We start from the raw sequence: 18272 nt of genomic DNA, 5'->3' as shown, positions 1-18272 counted from the left end.
TGTTACTAGCTTATATTGCCCAGTTACCGTCTTTGAATATTTCTATTTCTTCACCATTTTCTCTTGTTCCAATAATAGATAAATCACTGGAGCCAACCATGAAATCCTCATGGATTAAAGCGTCGTTTACTCCATGGGCCTTTAATTCTTCATCGGTCATTTCTGTTCCACCTTCAAGACAAGTTGGATATGCTTTTCCAAAAGCAAAATGACAAGATGCGTTTTCATCAAATAATGTATTTATAAATAATATATTTGAATTTGAAATAGGACTGTCATAAGGCACTAAAGCTACTTCTCCTAAATATTTTCCGTTTTCATCTACTGCAAACATATCATCTAAATATTTTTTTCCAATTTTTGCATCATATTCTACAACCTTACCATCTTTAAAGGTAAATTCCATTTCATCTATAATATTTCCGCCGTAGTTTAATGGTTTGGTAGAAAATAATTTTCCGTTCACTCCGTCTTTTTTAGGTAGGGTAAATACCTCTTCTGTTGGCATGTTTGCAATAAAGACAGTGCCTTTAGAGTTTGTGCTACCTGCAGAAAGCCAAATATGCCCCTTTGGTAATTCAACTTCTAAATCTGTTCCCTTAGAATTTTTATAATGTAATTTTACAAATTTCTTTTCATTTAAAAAACTTGCATTTTTATCCATCTCGGCTACATGTTTGTTCCATTCTTCTATTGGGTTTTCCTTGTCTACCCTTGTAGTGTAAAAAATTGCCTCCCATAATTTTTCTACTGCCTTATCTTCTTCAAGATTAGGGAATACCCTTTTTGCCCAACCTTTTGTAGGAACTGAGACAACACACCATGAGTTTATGTCATTCATTGTATATTTCATATTTTCCTTATTAGCAAGAGAAGCAACCTTGTTATAAGTAGCTATTTTAGTAGGGTCAACATTCTTTAGTAGCTCTGGATCAGTTGCTGAAACGGAAATAATAGCAGCACCTTTTTCATAATAATATTTGCTTTTATCTACTGCCCATTGTGGATATTCTTCAAAGACATCCATAGGAGCATTTTCATATTTTAATAATGTTAATTCATCATCTAACCAATTTACAATTACTTCAGAAGCTCCCTTTTCATAGGATTTTCTTGCTAATGCTCTAGCAAAGTCAGCTCTTTCAATTGGACAGCTAATTACTACTGGCTGATTTTTTTGTATATTTATGCCTTTACTTACAACTAAGTCAGCATATTTTAATAAATTTGTTTCTAAATTATTCATATTTCACCTCAAAAAGATTATAACATTAAAATAGATAAATATTTCAAAAAAACCCAATAATAGATAAAAAATATACAATCATCTTAAAACATTATATAATTTAAGAGAAAAAGTATAACTATTAAGTTAGGAGGAAATTATGGACATATTAAATTTAGTAAATAGAGAGGAAGTTAATAAAAAATATACATGGGACCTTTCCTTAATATACAAAAATGAAGCTGAATATGAAAAAGATATTAGAGCTTTGAAGGAATTAGTAGAAGAATTTGTTAAAAATTATCAGGGGAAATTAAGTAGTGTAGAAGTAATTATAAATTCTTTAAAAGATTATTCAGTTATACTAGAAAAATTAGACTTAATTACATCTTATGCAAGTCTTTCTCTTTCTGTAGATTATGGAAATATGAAAAATTATAAGGAAAGTATTAAAGCCACTGAGATTTATGATGATATTATGACTGAAATTGGTTTTTTAGAAGTTGAAATTTTAAGTAATGATGTAGAAATTTTAGAAGAAGCAGCCAAAAACAAGGAATATTCATCGTATATAAAAAGATTAATTGAAGAAAAGCCATATCTAAAATCAGTGGAAACAGAGAAAACACTAAAAAAATTAAACGGAAGCTTAAATTCATTTTCTGGAATTTATAATTCTATAAAATTACAGGATATTGAATTTCCTAACTTTTATGTTAATGGAAAAGGGTACGAACTAAGCTATAACCTCTTTGAAGGTATGTATGAAAATCATAATAATATTGAAATAAGAAGACAAGCTTTTAAAGTTTTTTCTGAAACTTTAGAAAAATACAAAAATTCTACAGCTGCAACTTATTTAGCCCATTGTCAAAAAGATAAGGCAATAGCTGAAATTAGAGGATTTAACTCTACAACAGAGTATCTTTTACATAAACAAAGAGTTTCAGAGGAATTATATAATAGGCAAATAGACATAATAATGAAAGAGTTAGCTCCGGTAATGAGAAAATATGCGAAAATCATTGGAGAAAGAAACAAGTTAGATAAGGTCACCTATATGGATCTAAAAATTGACACTAATAAAGCTTTTGATAAGGTTATTTCTGTTGAAGATGCTAGGAAGCTAGTTGAAGATGGCCTATCTGTTTTAGGAAATGAATATAAAAACATTTTAAAAGATGCTTTTAATAATAGATGGATTGACTATGTTAATAACTATGGAAAATCTACAGGAGCATTTTGTGCTAGTCCCTATGGTAAAAATTCTTTTATATTGATTTCATGGACTGGTAAAATGACAGAAGCAATGGTACTTGCCCATGAATTAGGTCATGCAGGTCATTTTAATTTAACAAATAAGTATCAAAATATCTTAAATACAGATGTATCCATGTATTTTATTGAAGCTCCATCTACGACAAATGAGTTAATAATGGGGCGATATTTAGTAAATAATGCTAGAGATGAAGAGGAGAAGAAATATTTAAGGTCTCAAATAATTTCCAGAACCTATTATCATAACTTTGTTACACATTTACTGGAAGCAGCCTATCAAAGAGAGGTATACAGGCTAATAGATGAGGGAAAATCCTTTAGTGCAGATGATTTATCAGCAATTTATAGAAAGGTCTTAGAGGAATTTTGGGGACCTGATGTTGAAATTACAAAAGGTGCAGAACTAACTTGGATGAGGCAACCTCACTATTATAGTGGACTTTATTCCTATACCTATTCTGCAGGTCTTACTATAGGAACGGAAGTAAGTAGATTAATTGAAGAAAAGGGAGAAGAAATAGCTGAAAAATGGATTGAAGTATTAAAATCCGGAGGCACATTAAATAGTATAGAATTGGCAAAAAAAGCAGGAGTGGATATTACTACAGAGAAACCTTTAAGAAATGCAATTAAGTACATTGAAAGTTTAGTAGATAGTATATAGGTTAAGACAAAATACAAAATATAAATCCTGTATTTTGTGTTTTGTAAATTATATATTGGCTATGATATACTTAAATACAATAATATATTAAAAAATTAACTATTAGGGGGAGTTATGAAAATAGAAATATGTGTAGGCTCATCTTGTACAATGATGAGTGCAATGAATATCTTAGATTATTTTGAAGATTGGGCAGAAAATATGAGAGAAAGAGCAGAAGAAGCAGAAGTAGAAATAGAAGAAATAGAAGTTATCCCAATAAAATGCAGAAGAAATTGTAAAGGTGCTTACGATGCATCACCTGTTGTTTACATAAATGGAGAAATTATTGAAAATGCCAATAATGATAAAATTTTAGAAGAAATATTTAAAGTATATGATTTTAAAGGATTAATGTAAGAAGATGAAAGAAACCTATTTTGATATTAATAATATAAGACTTAAGGTCTTTTCTGAAATAGCTAAAATGGCTTATAGTGACACTCCTTTAGAAGAACTTGGAAAAGCAGTATATAGAATATTGCCGGGAGAAGTTGCAAACTACAGAGATAGTATTTTTTTAGAAAGAGCCATTGTAAGTGAGCGTTTAAGACTGGGATTAGGATTAAAATTAAGGCAAGCTTCAGATCTAGGGGCAATAACAGATGGAATAGAAAGTGTAGATGTAGACCATAGAATTTTTGAAGAACCCTTAATCAATGTTATACCTTTTGCTTGTGAATCCTGTCCAACTAAAACATACTATGTAACAAATAACTGCAGAAGATGTTTAGCCCATCCATGTTCTCATGTTTGTCCTAAAAATGCTATTACAATAGAGAAAAATCAAGCTGTAATAGATGAAGAAAAATGTATAAAATGTGGGAAATGTAAAGAAGCCTGTCCTTATAATGCAATAATTATGTACGATAGACCATGTGCATCTGTATGTGGTGTAAAGGCAATAGAAACGGATTATTTAGGAAGGGCATCTATAAATCAGGATAAATGTGTAGCATGTGGTAGATGTATTACAGAGTGTCCATTTGGTGCAATATCGGACAAATCTCAGATTTACCAAATAATTAAAGCAATAAAATCCGGTAAAAATGTCTACGCAGAAGTAGCTCCTTCATTTATTGGACAATTTGGTGCTTTAGCTTCACCAATTCAAATAAAAGAAGGAATAAAAAGATTAGGCTTTAAAGATGTAATGGAAGTAGGTCTTGGAGCTGACTTTACAACAATGGAAGAGGCTTTAGAATATATAGAAAGAGTTCCGGAAGAAATAGAATTTATGGGAACAAGCTGCTGCCATTCATGGTATTTAATGGTAAAAAATGAGTTTCCGGAATTAATTGGTCAAATATCTGACTCATCGACACCAATGACATATACAGGCAGGTATATAAAGGAAAAAGATCCGGAAGCCTTAGTGGTTTTTATAGGGCCATGTATTTCTAAAAAGCTGGAAGGACTAACAGAAAAAGTAAAAAAACATATAGATTTTGTAATAACCTTTGAAGAATTAATGGGTATGTTTGTAGGAAAGGGTATAGAATTATCAGAAATAGAAGTTGATGGTATAATAGATGATGCATCTTCTTCAGGAAGGGGCTATGCTCAAGCCGGAGGAGTAGCACAAGCAGTAAAAGATACAATACATGAACTAAACCCTAGTAAAAATGTGGAAATAGTAAATGCTGAAACCTTAGAAGATTGTATAAAGATGTTAAAAATTGCAAAAGCCGGAAAATATAAAGGCTGTTTACTAGAGGGGATGGCTTGTCCTAATGGATGTATAGGAGGAGCAGGAACAATAGCTTCACCACAAAGGGTTAGACGTGAATTGGCGAAATTTATGAAAGAATCAAAATCTAAATTACCATTGGACAATATGAACTTGGATTTTGAATAAATAAGGTGGTAAAATGTTTAAATTAGGTTTTATTGGATTAGGCAATATGGGAAAAGCCATGCTTTTTGGAGCCTTAAAAAATAAATATGTAAAAAACACAGAAGTTATTTTTAGAAAAAACAAAAATCCGGAAGAAATAGTTGAAAAATATAAAGTGACCAGTGCAAAAGATAACATAGAAGTAGCAGAAAAATCTAAAGTAATAGTATTAGCAGTAAAACCAAATATCTACGCTGAAATAATAGGGGAAATTAAAGACAGCGTTTCAGAAAATACTATAATTATGAATATAACTCCAAGTTTTTCAATAAAAGAAATTCAGAATTTATTTGGCAAAAATATTAAAGTTGCAAGAGCTATGCCAAACACACCGGCAATGGTTAATGCAGGAATAACAGGACTATGTTTTTCAGATAATATGACCGATTCCGACAAAGAGGATATTATAAACTTTACAAATAGTTTTGGTGAAACTGTAATAATAAAAGAAGAATTAATGGGTGGACTTTCAGCAATTAGCGGTTCAGGACCTGCCTATATCTATATGCTAATAGAAGCTATGGCAGATGCTGGAGTAAAAGAGGGAATATCCAGAAAGGACTCCTATAAATTAGCTGCAAAAACCGTAGAGGGAGCAGCGAAAATGGTTCTTGAAACAAGCAGGCATCCGGGAGAACTTAAAGACAATGTCTGTTCACCAGGAGGAACAACTATTGCAGGAGTTATAGAACTGGAAAATAATGGATTTAGAAGTAGCATAATAAAAGGCATAGGAAAAACAGTAGATAGATTTAAGGAAATGAATGAAGAAAAATAGAAAGCAAGCCGTTGGCTTGCTTTTAAAATGAGAATTTATATTTTATAAACTCGTAATACTCTTCCTCTTTTCTTAAAATAGGTTGTTTAAATTTTGGTATATTTATAGAATTAGGTGCAAATTGTGGTTCCATACAAATAGAGGAAAAGTTATTATAATTTCTTGTTTTTCCTTTAAAGTTGTTTAGGAAAGAGCCTGTGTAAAACTGCATACATGGATAACTAGTAGATAATTCAAGTTTTATATTTGTTGATGGGGAATAAATACTTGCCTTAACTTCCTTATTATCTAATAGGACGTAATTATGATCATAATCTTTGGAAATAATAGTTTCTGACAAATTTAAAGCGTCCTCAATACTTCTTTCTTCCTTAAAATCAAAGTTGGTATTAAGTATATTGGTTAAATTTCCTGTAGGTATATTTTTTTCATCTATTTCAGTAATAAAATCAGAGTTTATTTTTACAAGATGATTTTTAACACTATTATTATTTTCTCCATTTAAATTAAAGTATGAATGATTTGTAAGGTTAACAATAGTATCTGCATCGGATTTTGCATAAAATTCAACTAGAAGTTCATTAGAATCATTTAAGGTATATTTAACCTTAGTATCTAAATTTCCGGGGTATCCTTCTTCCATATTTTCACTTAAATAATTAAATATAACTGAATCATCAATTATTTCATAATTCCATGCCTTTTTGTCAAATCCATTAGTTCCCCCATGTAAATGGTTAGGTGATTCATTTGGACTAATATTATATATTTTATTGTTCAGTTCAAAGGTTGCATTTTCTATACGGTTGGCATATCTTCCAATAGTTGCCCCAAAATATTTATCCTGATTTATGTATTCGTCAATTGTGTTGCATCCTAGAAGAATATCTATATTTTTTGCTTTAACTATTATACTTGTAATCATAGCACCATAATTAGATAAAGTTACAAATAAGTTTTCATTTTCTAAAGTGATTAAAGCAAGTTCTTTTTCCAATACTTTAGAAAAAATGGATTTTTCTATTATATTCATGTATTTCTCCTTTTTATGTATTACATATATATTATCAAATTATTTTATGAAAAACTAATATAATATTTTTGTATTAAATATTAAAAGAATACTATAGTTTAATGAAATATTTATATTGAACTTTTCTATTTTCTTGGAAAATTCTTGAAATTTATAGTATATACTTATTATGGTGATTATATGAATAAGAAAATTTTAATTATAGATGATGAAATTGAAATGGTGGAAATGTTAGACAGGTTTTTTACTTTAAAGAATTTTGACACTATTACTTCCACTTCCGGAGAAAATATTTTAGACTTAATCAGCAAGGAGCCTGATATTATTTTATTGGATATAAATATGCCGGAAATTGACGGTTTTGAGGTTTGTAAATCCATAAGGAATAAAACAAATGCCCCAATATTGTTTTTAACAGCGAGAAATTCGGAATCCGATAAGGTTAAAGGGCTTATGCTGGGAGCAGAGGACTATATTGTTAAGCCATTTTCCCTTAATGAACTCTATGCAAGGGTCTACACCAATTTGCAAAGAGAGGAAAGGAAGTTAGAGGGAAGTGATAGTTTAGAAATTGACTATGGCGCAAGGACTGTTAAATATAATGGGGAAGAAATAGTTATGACTAAGACCGAGTTTGATATTCTTGAGTTACTTTCTTTAAATCCCAATATGGTTTTCGATAAGGATAGGATTTATGACAGTCTTTGGTCCTATGATTCTTTTGGGGATTCTGCAGTTATAGCAGAACATATTAGAAAAATAAGAATGAAAATAAAAAAATTCACCGAAGAGGAATATATTTCCACGGTTTGGGGCATAGGATATAAATGGATTGGCTAGACGAAATAACTAAAAAATACAAGTTAAAAACGAGTTTCTTTATTTATAATTTAGTGTATATCTTTATTGGACTTACATTAATTATTTTTATTTTTTCCATATTAAGCGTGGTGCTTGGGAAAATAGAAAAGGCGGTTTTGCTAGGGTATGATTCAAGTGAATTCTATGTATTAGTAGAAAATAGTAGGTTATTAGTAGTAATGAATAAAATATTAAAAAACCACAGAAGTATAGTGGTTTCAATAGCTATAATTATTTCTTCATTATTGGGTTTTAGAAGGTTTTATAAGGATAAAATAGATAATGTTATATTGGATTTACATGAATTAACAGGGGAAGTTTACAAGGAAGAAAACTATAATGAACTGGATATTTTATATGATAGATTAAGTGATTTTATTGGTGATTTAAATGATAATAAAATCAGCTTAATTAAGGAAAAAGATGCTTTTGATAAAAAAATTACAGATTTCGGTCATGATATTAAAAATCCTTTAGCAGTTGTTAAAGGAAATGTAGAAATGATGGAATTAATAGATAAAAATGATAAGGAAAGCTTTGAAAGTTTGCTTCTTTCTACAAATAAAAATATAAAAAGAATAGAAAATTATATAAAAAGACTTGAAAGTTTAAGAAAACTTGAAACTATAGAAGTAAATAATAGAAATGTATTATTACGGGAATTTGTAGAAATTTTAATTATGGATTATTCTGCCTTGGAATCCAGAAAGAAGTTAGTATGGAACTATCCTAAAGAGAAAATTACTTGTTATTTTGACGATATTTTAATTTCTGAAGTGATGCACAATCTTATTAATAATGCTATTAGATTTGCAAGGGAAAATATAGAAATTAATTTTAAGGTAGAAAACAAGATGATCTATGTAGAGATTTTAGATGATGGTAATGGCTTTAGTAATGAAGCTTTATTAAATGGAAAGACACAATTTTTTACAGAAAATCCAAACAAGGGCAATATGGGATTAGGGCTTAACATTTCAAATAATATTTTAAGCTACTACGATAGTGATTTAAAATTAGAGAACACAAAAAATGGCGGGAAAGTTTCTTTTAAAATAAAATTGGAAAATAATTGAAAATTCTTTAGTACACTCTTCTTAAGATATAAGGAGGGTGTTTTTTTATGCATGAGAACATAGTAATAAATAATTTATATGCAGGCTATGGTAGGAAGAAAGTTCTACATGGCATAGATTTAAATATAAATAAAGGAATGTTTGGGCTTTTAGGAAGAAATGGTGCCGGTAAGTCTACTTTAATGAAGACCTTAGTCGGCTTACTAGAGAAAAAATCCGGCGAAATATCAGTATGTGGTATAGATATTTCCAATAGAAAACAAATTAGGGAGATTATTGGTTATCTTCCACAGGATTTTAACATGTATCCAAATATGAAAGTAGATGAAGCTTTAAAATATTTAGGTACTTTGTCCGGTATGAAATCAAAGTTATTAAATAAAAGAGTTGAAGATGTTTTAGATTTAATAAATTTACAAAATGATAGAAAGAAAAAAGTAAAATCCCTTTCAGGTGGAATGAAACGTCGACTTGGTATAGGACAGGCTATTATACATAATCCAAAGGTTTTAATTGTAGATGAGCCTACAGCAGGACTTGACCCTGAAGAAAGAATTAGATTTAGAAACATATTGGCTGATTTAGCAGAGGACAAGGTTGTAATATTGTCTACTCACATTGCAGGAGATATTGAAAGTACATCTAAAAATCTTGCGATTATGAATGAGGGAAAAATTGTTTTTAATGGGAAGGTCGATGATTTAAAAGGCATGGCTAGAGGTTTTGTTTATAAGACCAACATTGCTTTTGAGGATATTAAGGACTTTAAAAACAGATATATTATTACATCTCAAAGGGATAATGGGGAGTTTGTAGAGATGAAATTCCTATATAAGGGTAGTCCTGTAAGTTCTTTTACACCGGTAGAACCAAGTATTGAAGACGGTTATTTAAATGTACTTTATGATGTGTCAGGGGTGAAATAATGAAACTCTTATTTTTTGAAATAAAAAGAATTTTTAAAAGCCCAATATTCTATATTTCCCTTGCTATAATTTTTGGCTTTACTTTTATTCAAATGGACATAAATGATGATATATATGATGAAGATCCTGCCTTAGCAAAGAAAAGACATGAAGAAATGGTAAGGAAGGCTAAAAAGGAAGTAATGGATGGAGAAGAGATTTTAGTATATGAAAATTCTATAATATATGAAGAAGCGGGATATGGAAGTAAAAAAACAGATGATATAAGCGTAGTTCAAGAAAATTCAGTAGAAAGATTAATATATGAATTTAATGAAAACAGTTATGCTACCTATCCTTTTGGCTTTCTTAAAGAGATACAACTTTCAAATGGTGAGCAGGAACAAATGGCGAAGTATTTGTCGAAATTAACGGGTAAATCTCTAGAAGAAGTAAAAAATTCATCAACAGAATCAGAATTTTATAAAAGTTTAAACTATTCTACTACCGGAAAAAAGGAATTTCTAAAAATAATGAGTTCAGTTGATGACTTGTTAGGGGGAGGAAGCTATTACAGTGAAAAGAAAATTATTTCGAAATATGGTGATGCTCCAATGGATTATGAAGATGCAGTTGAAGACTATAATATAATCAAGAATAAAGACAAATTTACAGGAGCCTACGCTAGACTTTTTTGTGATTATCTAGGAATAATCATATCCTTTGCTCCAATACTTTTAGCAGTTTATATGTGGTACCAAGACAAGACATCAGGCGCATTGGAAATAGTAAATTCAAAGTCTGTAGGAAGTAGTAAGTTAGTATTAACTAGGATTTTAGCCATGTTTATTGTTTTTACCCTTGCAATTTTTATATTAGCGACTATATATAATGTTAAGGTAATTTCTGTTTATGGAGTGGACAATGTAGATATATTTACCTTTTATAAATATATTTTACTTTGGATTTTACCAAATCTATTATTTGTTTTAGCCTTTGGAACATTAATTACAATATTGACTAATTACCCTGTGGGAATAGTTGGAATGTTGGTATTATGGATAGTATTTATATTCGGAAATAGTAATAATCTTTATGGTGGATATGGTTGGCCATTAATATTACGCCATAGTACTATTGGAAATACGGAGTTTTATTTTAACAATATAGGATCGGTTTATACAAATAGAGTTATTTACACAGTTATATCTGTAGCATTTATTTTACTAGCAATAAAAATATTTGATTTAAAAAGAAATGGAGGAATGGTTAAAATTGAAAGAATCGGCAATAATCGTAAGAAAAGAGCTTAAATACAATACTTTAAAACCTATTTTCATTTCATTATCAGTGTTTTTTATAATCTTTATACTTTTTGGCTTTAGTAATTTAAGTCAAGATAATACCTTAAATGTAATGGAGATATTTTTACCCTTAATAGGAATTATTTTAATTACTCCGGTATTTGAGCAGGAACAGGATTATGGAATTGAACAAACAATAAGAACAAGAAGAACAAATTTTACAGTAACCTTAGTAGCCAGAGTTATTGTTAGAATATTGGTGTATGTATTAATAACCTTAGTATTTGCAATATTTTTAAAAAATAATGGTTCCTATATGGATTATAAAACAATCATTCCTCAATCAATGGGGATTGGATTTTTATATGGTAGCCTTGGAGTGTTTTTCTTTGGGCTTACATTTAATTTAATAGTTGGATATTTAGTTCCAATACTATATTTTATGGCAAATAGCTTTTTAGGCTATGAAAAACTTAAGGAAATATTTCTTTTTAGATTAAAGTATGGACTGGAATTAAAGTATGAATACTACTTTATTGTTGGAGTTGTGCTTGTAATTTTAGGAGTATTAGTAAGAATAAGAAAAAGCAGATAGTTTAAAATGTTAAAAAAGTAATTTCATTAGGAATTAAGCAATGAAATTACTTTTTTTATTGGAATATGTAATAATACATAATTATATTTTTCTTCTTGATTTTAAAAGAGCCATGCCAATTAGTCCTACTAGTATTGTGTTAGCTATAATTTCAAAGGGAGCATTTGCTGCTGCAATTCCAATTAAAACTGTAGAGGCATTTAATCCGCTACTAACACTACTAATTTTATCGGCAAAAAAGATATAAGCCATTCCCAATACTCCAACTGTATTAACAATAGATCCAACAGCACCGGTAATTCCACAAGCTATTAAGTCATTTAATTTTAATTTATTTAAAAGTTTATATAAATAACCTGATACAACACCAATTAAAACCCTTGGTAGTACAGAAACCAATGGATTGTAAAACATAAAAGACAATATTGTTGGAGAAGTTATACTTTGGAATATTGATAAAAAACCAAAGACAAGACCAACAAATCCTCCAACTAATGGACCGCCAATTATTGCTCCAATGATTGTTGGGATAGCCATTGTTGTTATTTTAGTAACTCCAAGGGGAATAAATCCTAAGGGAGTTAAACCAAGTATAATTGTTAATGCAGTCAATAAACCTATAATGGTTAGTTTTTTTGTAGTTAAGTTTTTCATATTACCTCCTTTAAAATGGCTAATTGTTGATTTTTTGTAGCATTTTCATTATATCAATAAATAATGATTTATGGTATAATTATCAGAGATTATAGATAAGATAATGATAAAAAATGGAGGAATTGTGGAAAAGATAGTTGTAACAAATAGTGGACCACTTACTGGATCTGTTAATATTGACGGAGCTAAAAATGCGGCTTTGCCTATTATAGCTGCTTCTTTATTGGGAACAGAACCAATAATTTTAGAAAACGTACCAAATTTAAGTGACATAGAAGTAATTTTAGAAGTGTTAGAATCATTAGGTGCTAAAGTAGAATTTTTAGAAAAGAATACAGTACGAATAGATTCATCAAATTTGACAGGGTATGAAGCTCCAATGGAACTTATGAATAGAATGAGAGCTTCTTTTTTAGTTATGGGACCCTTATTAGCAAGATTTGGTAAAACTATGACATATTTACCAGGTGGATGTGCCATAGGAAAAAGACCTATTGATTTACATTTAAAGGGATTTAAAGCTCTAGGAGCTGTAGTAAAAGAAGGTATAGATAAAATTGAAGCAACAGCTGAGGATGGATTAAGGGGAGATGTTATATATTTAGATTTTCCTTCAGTCGGAGCTACACAAAATATTATAATGGCAGCAACTTTAGCCGAAGGTGAAACGGTTATAGAAAATGCAGCTAAAGAACCGGAAATAGTAGATTTAGTAAATTTTTTAAATAAAATGGGAGCCAATATTAAGGGCGCTGGAACTTCTGCAATTAGGATTAAGGGTGTTAATAAATTAACAGGTGTTCAACATGCAGTTATTCCCGACAGAATAGAAGCTGCAACTTTTATGGTTGCTGCAGCTATAACTAAGGGCGATATTACAATAGAAAACTGTATAGCTAGTCATGTTATGCCAATAATAGCAAAGTTAAAAGAAGTTGGTTGTAAAGTGTATGTTAATGAAGATCAAGATGTGCTTAGAGTAGTAGGTGCTAAAGATCCTATTGGAACAGATATTAAGACTTTACCATATCCTGGCTTTCCTACAGATGTTCAAGCACAATTTATGGCACTTTTAACAATAGCAAAAGGACAATCTAAAGTTACAGAGACCGTGTTTGAAAATAGGTTTATGCACGTTGATGAACTATTAAGAATGGGAGCTATTATTGCAACAGATGCAAGGGAAGCTAGAATAGCAGGAGTACCTGTATTAAAGGGAGCAGAAGTTAAAGCTACAGATTTACGTGCTGGTGCAGCTCTTATTTTAGCAGGACTTGCAGCAGAAGGAAAAACTTATATATCGGATATTTATCATATAGATAGAGGATATGATGATATTGTAGGAAAATTAAATTCTTTAGGGGCTAAAATCAGTAGAATAGATGTAGATTTATAAGGAAATTAATTTTAAACAAGTAAATATTCTTAATATAAAATTTTAAAAGTAGACATGGAAAAATCTGTCTGCTTTTTATTTTGGTAAATTCTAGATTAGTTATATAATTAAAGGTAATTAATTGATTATTGCAACTTTTTAAATTATGTGAGGAAATTATGGAAATAGAAGGAATAATAGAAAATATTATATACAGTAATGATGACAATGGTTATAAGGTTATGAAACTAGATACATCAGATGGGGAAATAACAGCAGTAGGAATAGTTCCTAATGTTGTAGTTGGTGATAGTTTAAAAATCAATGGAGATTTTGTATACCATAATAAATATGGAGAACAAATTAGTATAGAATCTTATGAAATAATTACTGGTACATCAATTTTATCAATTGAAAGATATTTATCCTCCAGAGTTCTTCCTCATATTGGGAAAAAAATGGCAAAGCGAATAGTAGATAGATTTGGAATTGATACCTTGGATATATTAAGACATAATCCAGCAAGGTTAATGGAAGTTGAAGGAATAGGAAAAAAGAAATATCAGGATATTTATGATGCATTAGAGGAAGAATTAAAAGTTCAGGATACTATTATATTTTTGCAAGGGTTAGGAATTCCCATGGGGCAATCACAAAAGATTATAAAAGAGTATGGAGATGAGACTATTTCTAGAATTGAAACTAATCCCTATCAATTAATTAATGATATTTGGGGAATTGGTTTTAAAACAGCTGATGATATTGCTTTAAAAAACAACATAGATGAAAAGTCTCCTTTTAGGATTAAGGCAGCCTTTAAATATTATTTATCTTCTGAAGCAAATCAAAATGGAAATTGCTATATGCCTTATGAAGAAACAATATATAGGGTGTCGAGATTAATAAATATTGAGCAGGAATATATTGAAGATTTAATAATGGAAATGGTACTAGAAAACACTATAATCAGCGATGAAGTTGAAGGAAAAAAAATCTTATATGATCCGTATTATTATAATAGCGAGTTAAAAGTTGCCGGATTATTTTCTAAAATATTAACAAATGAAGAAATTAAGACAAATATTAACTGTGAAAAAGAAATTGAAAGGTTAAAAAATAGTGAAAAAATAAAATTTGCCGATGAGCAAATAGAAGCAATTAAAAGTTCTATTTTAGAGAATATTTTAGTTATTACCGGAGGACCGGGAACTGGAAAAACAACTATAATTAATGAAATTGTAAATATATATACATTAAATGGTCATAAGGTTATTTTAACAGCACCTACAGGAAGAGCTGCTAAGAGAATGGAAGAAAGTACTAACCATGAAGCTAAAACAATTCACAGACTTCTAGGCTATATGCCGGTGGATAGTGGAAGAGGTATGATATTTGACCATAATGAAGAAAATCCCTTAGATGCAGATATTATTATTATAGATGAATCTTCCATGATAGATTTGGTTTTACTTGAAAATTTATTAAAGGGAATACAAAGTGAAACTAAAATTATTTTTGTTGGCGATATTGACCAACTTCCATCAGTTGGTGCAGGAAACACTTTAAAGGATATTATTAATTCTAAATTAGTAAAAACCATAAGACTTCATAAAATATTTAGACAAAGTGAAAATAGTAATATAGTAGTTAACGCCCATAGAATTAATAGTGGAGAGTATCCTATTTTAAATGAAAAGGGTAAGGATTTTTTCTTTATACCGGCAAATAATAATACTTTAACACAAAAGACTTTATTAAGTCTTGTAGCAAAAAGACTTCCGGAATATTACAATATAAAGAACATTGAGGATATTCAAGTTTTAACGCCTATGAAAAAATCTGAAATAGGAACAACAGAACTCAACAAAAAACTACAGGAAGTTTTAAATCCTAAACGACCATCAACAGAAGAAATTGTTTATGGTGATAAGGTTTTTAGGGAATATGACAAGGTTATGCAAATTAGAAATAATTATACTAAGGAATTTAAGACTAAAACAGGCCAAGAAGGATTAGGGGTATTTAACGGAGATTTTGGAATTATTACAGAAATAGACAATTATGACAATATAATAAAAGTATTGTTTGACAATGACAGGTTTGTTGAATATACAGTAAAGGAATTAGATGAATTGTCGTTATCATATGCAATAACTATTCATAAATCTCAGGGAAGCGAATTTCCTGCAGTTGTAATACCGCTAGGACCTGGACCCTATATGTTAATGACAAGAAATTTAATTTATACAGCAATTACTCGAGCGAGAAAACTAGTAGTTCTTGTAGGAAGTTTAAAATATTTACAGAATATGATTAATAATACCCATATAGCAAAAAGAAACTCTACTTTATCCTATAGAATTAATGAATATTATAATTTATATAAAGGAATAATAGATGTCAATTAGTATAAACGATTTAATTTTTTTATCAGAAGGGTATTGTTATTCTTGTAAAAACGAAATATATACTAAAAAATATTTCTGTAATAATTGTTTAAATTTATTCGAATATGTAAATGGCATTAAATATTTTGGAGAACATAGATGTTATTATCCGTATTTATATACCGGTAAGATAAAAGAATTGATTGGGAGCTTTAAATTCTATAATCATTCTTATTTGTATAGGGCCTTTGGAGAAATTCTTGTAGCTTATATTAAAGAAATAGACTTGGATTTTGATTGTATTATTCCTACGCCAATTAGTAAAAGAAAGCTTTCCAAAAGAGGATATAATCAAACGGAGTTATTAGCGGATTATATTGGTGAAAAACTAAAAGTGGAAATATTAAAAGATGCTGTTGTAAAGAAGAAAAATACCAAGGATCAGCATTTATTAAGTATAGAAAAAAGAGCAACAAATTTAAAAGATTCTTTTAAACTAATAGATAAGAATCTAGGTGATAAAAAGATCTTAATATTAGATGATATAGTTACATCGGGGTATACTTTAAAGGAAATAGCAAAAGTATTTGAAGAAAATGGAAATAGAAATATTGAAGCTTTAGTTATAGCTTCATCTAAAATAGAAAGTAAGTTCAAAGTTGGTTTTAAGAATGTTTAAAGGTTTTTTATCTAAAATTATTAGTATAAAGATTAGACCTAGTTAAGGAGGAATATATTATGAGTGATGACAAAAGAGATTTTGATGAAAATAGAACAGATGAAGATACAGAAAGAAATGATTTTTCAAATAATAGTAAGGGAAGTTACTATGATCCTTTAGGAACAGAAGATGAAGGACCAGCTTTTAGTAGGTCTTATTCCTATAATAATAGCGATGAAGTTAGAAAAATTGTAAAGGAAGAGTTAAAAAGAAACAAACCAAAAACGCCTTGGATTAGAATAGTAGTAATAGCCTTAATATTCTCATTTTTAAGTTCAGGTGTAACAGCCCTGGTTATGTCGTCTAAAAACAATACAACAGCAGGAAACTCCGGTACAAACTCAAGTATTACAATTAATACTAAAGATGAAGTAAATATTGAAACAGCCGTTGCAGAAAAAGTAATACCATCTGTTGTTGGAATTACTACAAAAACATTATCTAATTCCATATTTAATCAGCAAGCATATGTTGAAGGAGTAGGAAGTGGCGTTATAGTTAGTGAGGATGGCTATATACTTACTAATTCCCATGTTATAAGTGATGGTTCCGCAGAGTCCATTACAGTTGTGTTTTCAGATAAATCAACAATTGAAGGAAAATTGATTTGGAATAATTCCACCCTTGACTTAGCTGTAGTAAAGGTAGAAAAGACAGGACTTCCAGTAGTTGAATTTGGAGATTCTGACAAAGTATCAGTAGGAGATAAGGCAATAGCAATTGGAAATCCATTAGGATTGGATTTACAATCTACTTTAACATCAGGTTATATTTCAGGGCTAAACAGAATGATAACTTTAGAAAATGGGGCTTCAATGGATGGATTAATTCAAACAGATGCAGCTATTAATGGTGGTAACAGTGGAGGAGCACTATTAAACTCAAAGGGAGAATTAATAGGAATAAATACTGCTAAAGCAAGTACAGGAGAAGGGATTGGATTTGCAATTCCAATAAATACAGCAAAATCCATAGTAGATGAAATAATAGAAACAGGAAACTATGAAGAACTTCTTTTAGGAATTAGTGGAGTAGAACTTGAAACCTATAAAAAATATTTCCAAATGGAAACTCCAGTAGAAAAAGGCGTTGCTGTAATGCAAGTACAGGAAAATTCTCCGGCAGATAAAGCGGGTATTCAAGTTAATGATATTATAACTCAAGTTGGCGACTCAGAAGTAGGTAATACCAACGATATTAAAAAGGCCCTATTAAAATATAAATTTGGTGATAGTAGTGAAATAACTATTTACAGAAATGGAAAAGAAGAAAAATTAGAAATTACATTTGAAAAATTTGAAGTACAAGAAAATCCTATTAATGAACAAGAACAAAACGATGGTCAACAAGAAAATGAAAGAGAATTTATATTTCCTTGGGGAAATTAATGTTATATAATATCGAGTTTTTATAAAATTGTATTATAGGAAAATAAAAATGGTTCAAGTAACTCGCTTTGAACCATTTTTTTATATTTCAC

General features: G+C 29.6%; 16 protein-coding genes. 13 read left to right on the top strand and 3 right to left on the bottom strand.

Annotated features, from left to right (window positions below; genetic code table 11):
- Positions 1 to 10 precede the first annotated feature (10 nt).
- Complete coding sequence (locus JFY71_RS04070) at positions 11 to 1246, bottom strand: aminopeptidase (protein WP_243661772.1); 1236 nt, start codon at positions 1244 to 1246, stop codon at positions 11 to 13.
- Between the two features lie 139 nt (positions 1247 to 1385).
- Here JFY71_RS04070 and pepF point away from each other — a divergent pair, with 139 nt between their 5' ends.
- The 4 genes from pepF to proC all read left to right on the top strand — a co-directional run bounded on the left by pepF (position 1386) and on the right by proC (position 5881).
- On the top strand, positions 1386 to 3167 hold the full coding sequence (gene pepF / locus JFY71_RS04065) for an oligoendopeptidase F (protein ID WP_243661771.1): 1782 nt from the start codon (positions 1386 to 1388) through the stop codon (positions 3165 to 3167).
- Positions 3168 to 3281: 114 nt separating this feature from the next.
- A complete protein-coding gene (locus JFY71_RS04060) occupies positions 3282 to 3566 on the top strand; it encodes an NAD(P)H-dependent oxidoreductase subunit E (RefSeq protein WP_243661770.1) in 285 nt (94 codons plus the stop codon).
- A 4-nt stretch (positions 3567 to 3570) separates the two neighbouring features.
- A complete protein-coding gene (locus JFY71_RS04055; protein ID WP_243661769.1) occupies positions 3571 to 5064 on the top strand; it encodes a 4Fe-4S dicluster domain-containing protein in 1494 nt (497 codons plus the stop codon).
- 13 nt (positions 5065 to 5077) lie between these two features.
- Positions 5078 to 5881, top strand: coding sequence for a pyrroline-5-carboxylate reductase (gene proC / locus JFY71_RS04050; protein ID WP_243661768.1), 804 nt, complete (start codon positions 5078 to 5080; stop codon positions 5879 to 5881).
- A gap of 22 nt (positions 5882 to 5903) precedes the next feature.
- Here proC and JFY71_RS04045 read toward each other — a convergent pair whose 3' ends face one another.
- Positions 5904 to 6914, bottom strand: a complete 1011-nt coding sequence (locus JFY71_RS04045; RefSeq protein WP_243661767.1) for an aldose epimerase family protein — start codon at positions 6912 to 6914, stop codon at positions 5904 to 5906.
- Between the two features lie 180 nt (positions 6915 to 7094).
- Between JFY71_RS04045 and JFY71_RS04040 the strand changes: the two genes are divergently transcribed.
- Genes JFY71_RS04040 through JFY71_RS04020 form a run of 5 tightly spaced genes read left to right on the top strand, consistent with a single transcriptional unit; the run spans position 7095 to position 11655 of the window.
- The gene (locus tag JFY71_RS04040; RefSeq protein WP_243661766.1) at positions 7095 to 7754 is read left to right on the top strand and encodes a response regulator transcription factor; all 660 of its coding nucleotides are present in this window, start codon (positions 7095 to 7097) and stop codon (positions 7752 to 7754) included.
- Complete coding sequence (locus JFY71_RS04035; RefSeq protein WP_243661765.1) at positions 7742 to 8851, top strand: sensor histidine kinase; 1110 nt, start codon at positions 7742 to 7744, stop codon at positions 8849 to 8851. The genes JFY71_RS04040 and JFY71_RS04035 overlap by 13 nt, the downstream gene beginning before the upstream one ends.
- Positions 8852 to 8898: 47 nt before the next feature.
- The gene (locus tag JFY71_RS04030; RefSeq protein ID WP_243661764.1) at positions 8899 to 9777 is read left to right on the top strand and encodes an ABC transporter ATP-binding protein; all 879 of its coding nucleotides are present in this window, start codon (positions 8899 to 8901) and stop codon (positions 9775 to 9777) included.
- On the top strand, positions 9777 to 11069 hold the full coding sequence (locus JFY71_RS04025) for an ABC transporter permease (RefSeq protein WP_243661763.1): 1293 nt from the start codon (positions 9777 to 9779) through the stop codon (positions 11067 to 11069). Before JFY71_RS04030 ends, JFY71_RS04025 begins: the two co-directional genes overlap by 1 nt.
- A complete protein-coding gene (locus JFY71_RS04020; RefSeq protein ID WP_243661762.1) occupies positions 11032 to 11655 on the top strand; it encodes a hypothetical protein in 624 nt (207 codons plus the stop codon). The genes JFY71_RS04025 and JFY71_RS04020 overlap by 38 nt, the downstream gene beginning before the upstream one ends.
- A gap of 81 nt (positions 11656 to 11736) precedes the next feature.
- Here the strand turns inward: JFY71_RS04020 and JFY71_RS04015 are convergent, their stop codons facing one another.
- Positions 11737 to 12309, bottom strand: a complete 573-nt coding sequence (locus JFY71_RS04015) for an ECF transporter S component (protein ID WP_243661761.1) — start codon at positions 12307 to 12309, stop codon at positions 11737 to 11739.
- Positions 12310 to 12433: 124 nt separating this feature from the next.
- Between JFY71_RS04015 and murA the strand changes: the two genes are divergently transcribed.
- From murA to JFY71_RS03995, 4 genes are all read left to right on the top strand, one after another.
- Positions 12434 to 13705 (top strand): UDP-N-acetylglucosamine 1-carboxyvinyltransferase, encoded by a 1272-nt coding sequence (gene murA / locus JFY71_RS04010; protein WP_420846427.1) that lies wholly within the window; start codon positions 12434 to 12436, stop codon positions 13703 to 13705.
- Positions 13706 to 13863: 158 nt separating this feature from the next.
- The gene (gene recD2 / locus JFY71_RS04005; RefSeq protein WP_243661759.1) at positions 13864 to 16092 is read left to right on the top strand and encodes an SF1B family DNA helicase RecD2; all 2229 of its coding nucleotides are present in this window, start codon (positions 13864 to 13866) and stop codon (positions 16090 to 16092) included.
- Positions 16082 to 16750, top strand: a complete 669-nt coding sequence (locus tag JFY71_RS04000; protein ID WP_243661758.1) for a ComF family protein — start codon at positions 16082 to 16084, stop codon at positions 16748 to 16750. The genes recD2 and JFY71_RS04000 overlap by 11 nt, the downstream gene beginning before the upstream one ends.
- A 59-nt stretch (positions 16751 to 16809) precedes the next feature.
- Positions 16810 to 18180: a S1C family serine protease gene (locus JFY71_RS03995; RefSeq protein WP_243661757.1), complete on the top strand. Its 1371-nt coding sequence runs from the start codon at positions 16810 to 16812 to the stop codon at positions 18178 to 18180.
- Positions 18181 to 18272: the final 92 nt, after the last annotated feature.

The sequence above is a fragment of the Miniphocaeibacter halophilus genome, from assembly GCF_016458825.1.
GTDB classification, from domain to species: domain Bacteria; phylum Bacillota; class Clostridia; order Tissierellales; family Peptoniphilaceae; genus Miniphocaeibacter; species Miniphocaeibacter halophilus.
This window is presented reverse-complemented; position numbering and strand designations above follow the sequence as displayed.

What these genes read in the sequence shown, in the direction of transcription:
- JFY71_RS04070 (WP_243661772.1), bottom strand. Translation starts at nt 1,246, where the DNA reads ATGAATAATTTAGAAACAAATTTATTAAAATATGCTGACTTAGTTGTA.
- pepF (WP_243661771.1), top strand. Translation starts at nt 1,386, where the DNA reads ATGGACATATTAAATTTAGTAAATAGAGAGGAAGTTAATAAAAAATAT.
- JFY71_RS04060 (WP_243661770.1), top strand. Translation starts at nt 3,282, where the DNA reads ATGAAAATAGAAATATGTGTAGGCTCATCTTGTACAATGATGAGTGCA.
- JFY71_RS04055 (WP_243661769.1), top strand. Translation starts at nt 3,571, where the DNA reads ATGAAAGAAACCTATTTTGATATTAATAATATAAGACTTAAGGTCTTT.
- proC (WP_243661768.1), top strand. Translation starts at nt 5,078, where the DNA reads ATGTTTAAATTAGGTTTTATTGGATTAGGCAATATGGGAAAAGCCATG.
- JFY71_RS04045 (WP_243661767.1), bottom strand. Translation starts at nt 6,914, where the DNA reads ATGAATATAATAGAAAAATCCATTTTTTCTAAAGTATTGGAAAAAGAA.
- JFY71_RS04040 (WP_243661766.1), top strand. Translation starts at nt 7,095, where the DNA reads ATGAATAAGAAAATTTTAATTATAGATGATGAAATTGAAATGGTGGAA.
- JFY71_RS04035 (WP_243661765.1), top strand. Translation starts at nt 7,742, where the DNA reads ATGGATTGGCTAGACGAAATAACTAAAAAATACAAGTTAAAAACGAGT.
- JFY71_RS04030 (WP_243661764.1), top strand. Translation starts at nt 8,899, where the DNA reads ATGCATGAGAACATAGTAATAAATAATTTATATGCAGGCTATGGTAGG.
- JFY71_RS04025 (WP_243661763.1), top strand. Translation starts at nt 9,777, where the DNA reads ATGAAACTCTTATTTTTTGAAATAAAAAGAATTTTTAAAAGCCCAATA.
- JFY71_RS04015 (WP_243661761.1), bottom strand. Translation starts at nt 12,309, where the DNA reads ATGAAAAACTTAACTACAAAAAAACTAACCATTATAGGTTTATTGACT.
- recD2 (WP_243661759.1), top strand. Translation starts at nt 13,864, where the DNA reads ATGGAAATAGAAGGAATAATAGAAAATATTATATACAGTAATGATGAC.
- JFY71_RS04000 (WP_243661758.1), top strand. Translation starts at nt 16,082, where the DNA reads ATGTCAATTAGTATAAACGATTTAATTTTTTTATCAGAAGGGTATTGT.
- JFY71_RS03995 (WP_243661757.1), top strand. Translation starts at nt 16,810, where the DNA reads ATGAGTGATGACAAAAGAGATTTTGATGAAAATAGAACAGATGAAGAT.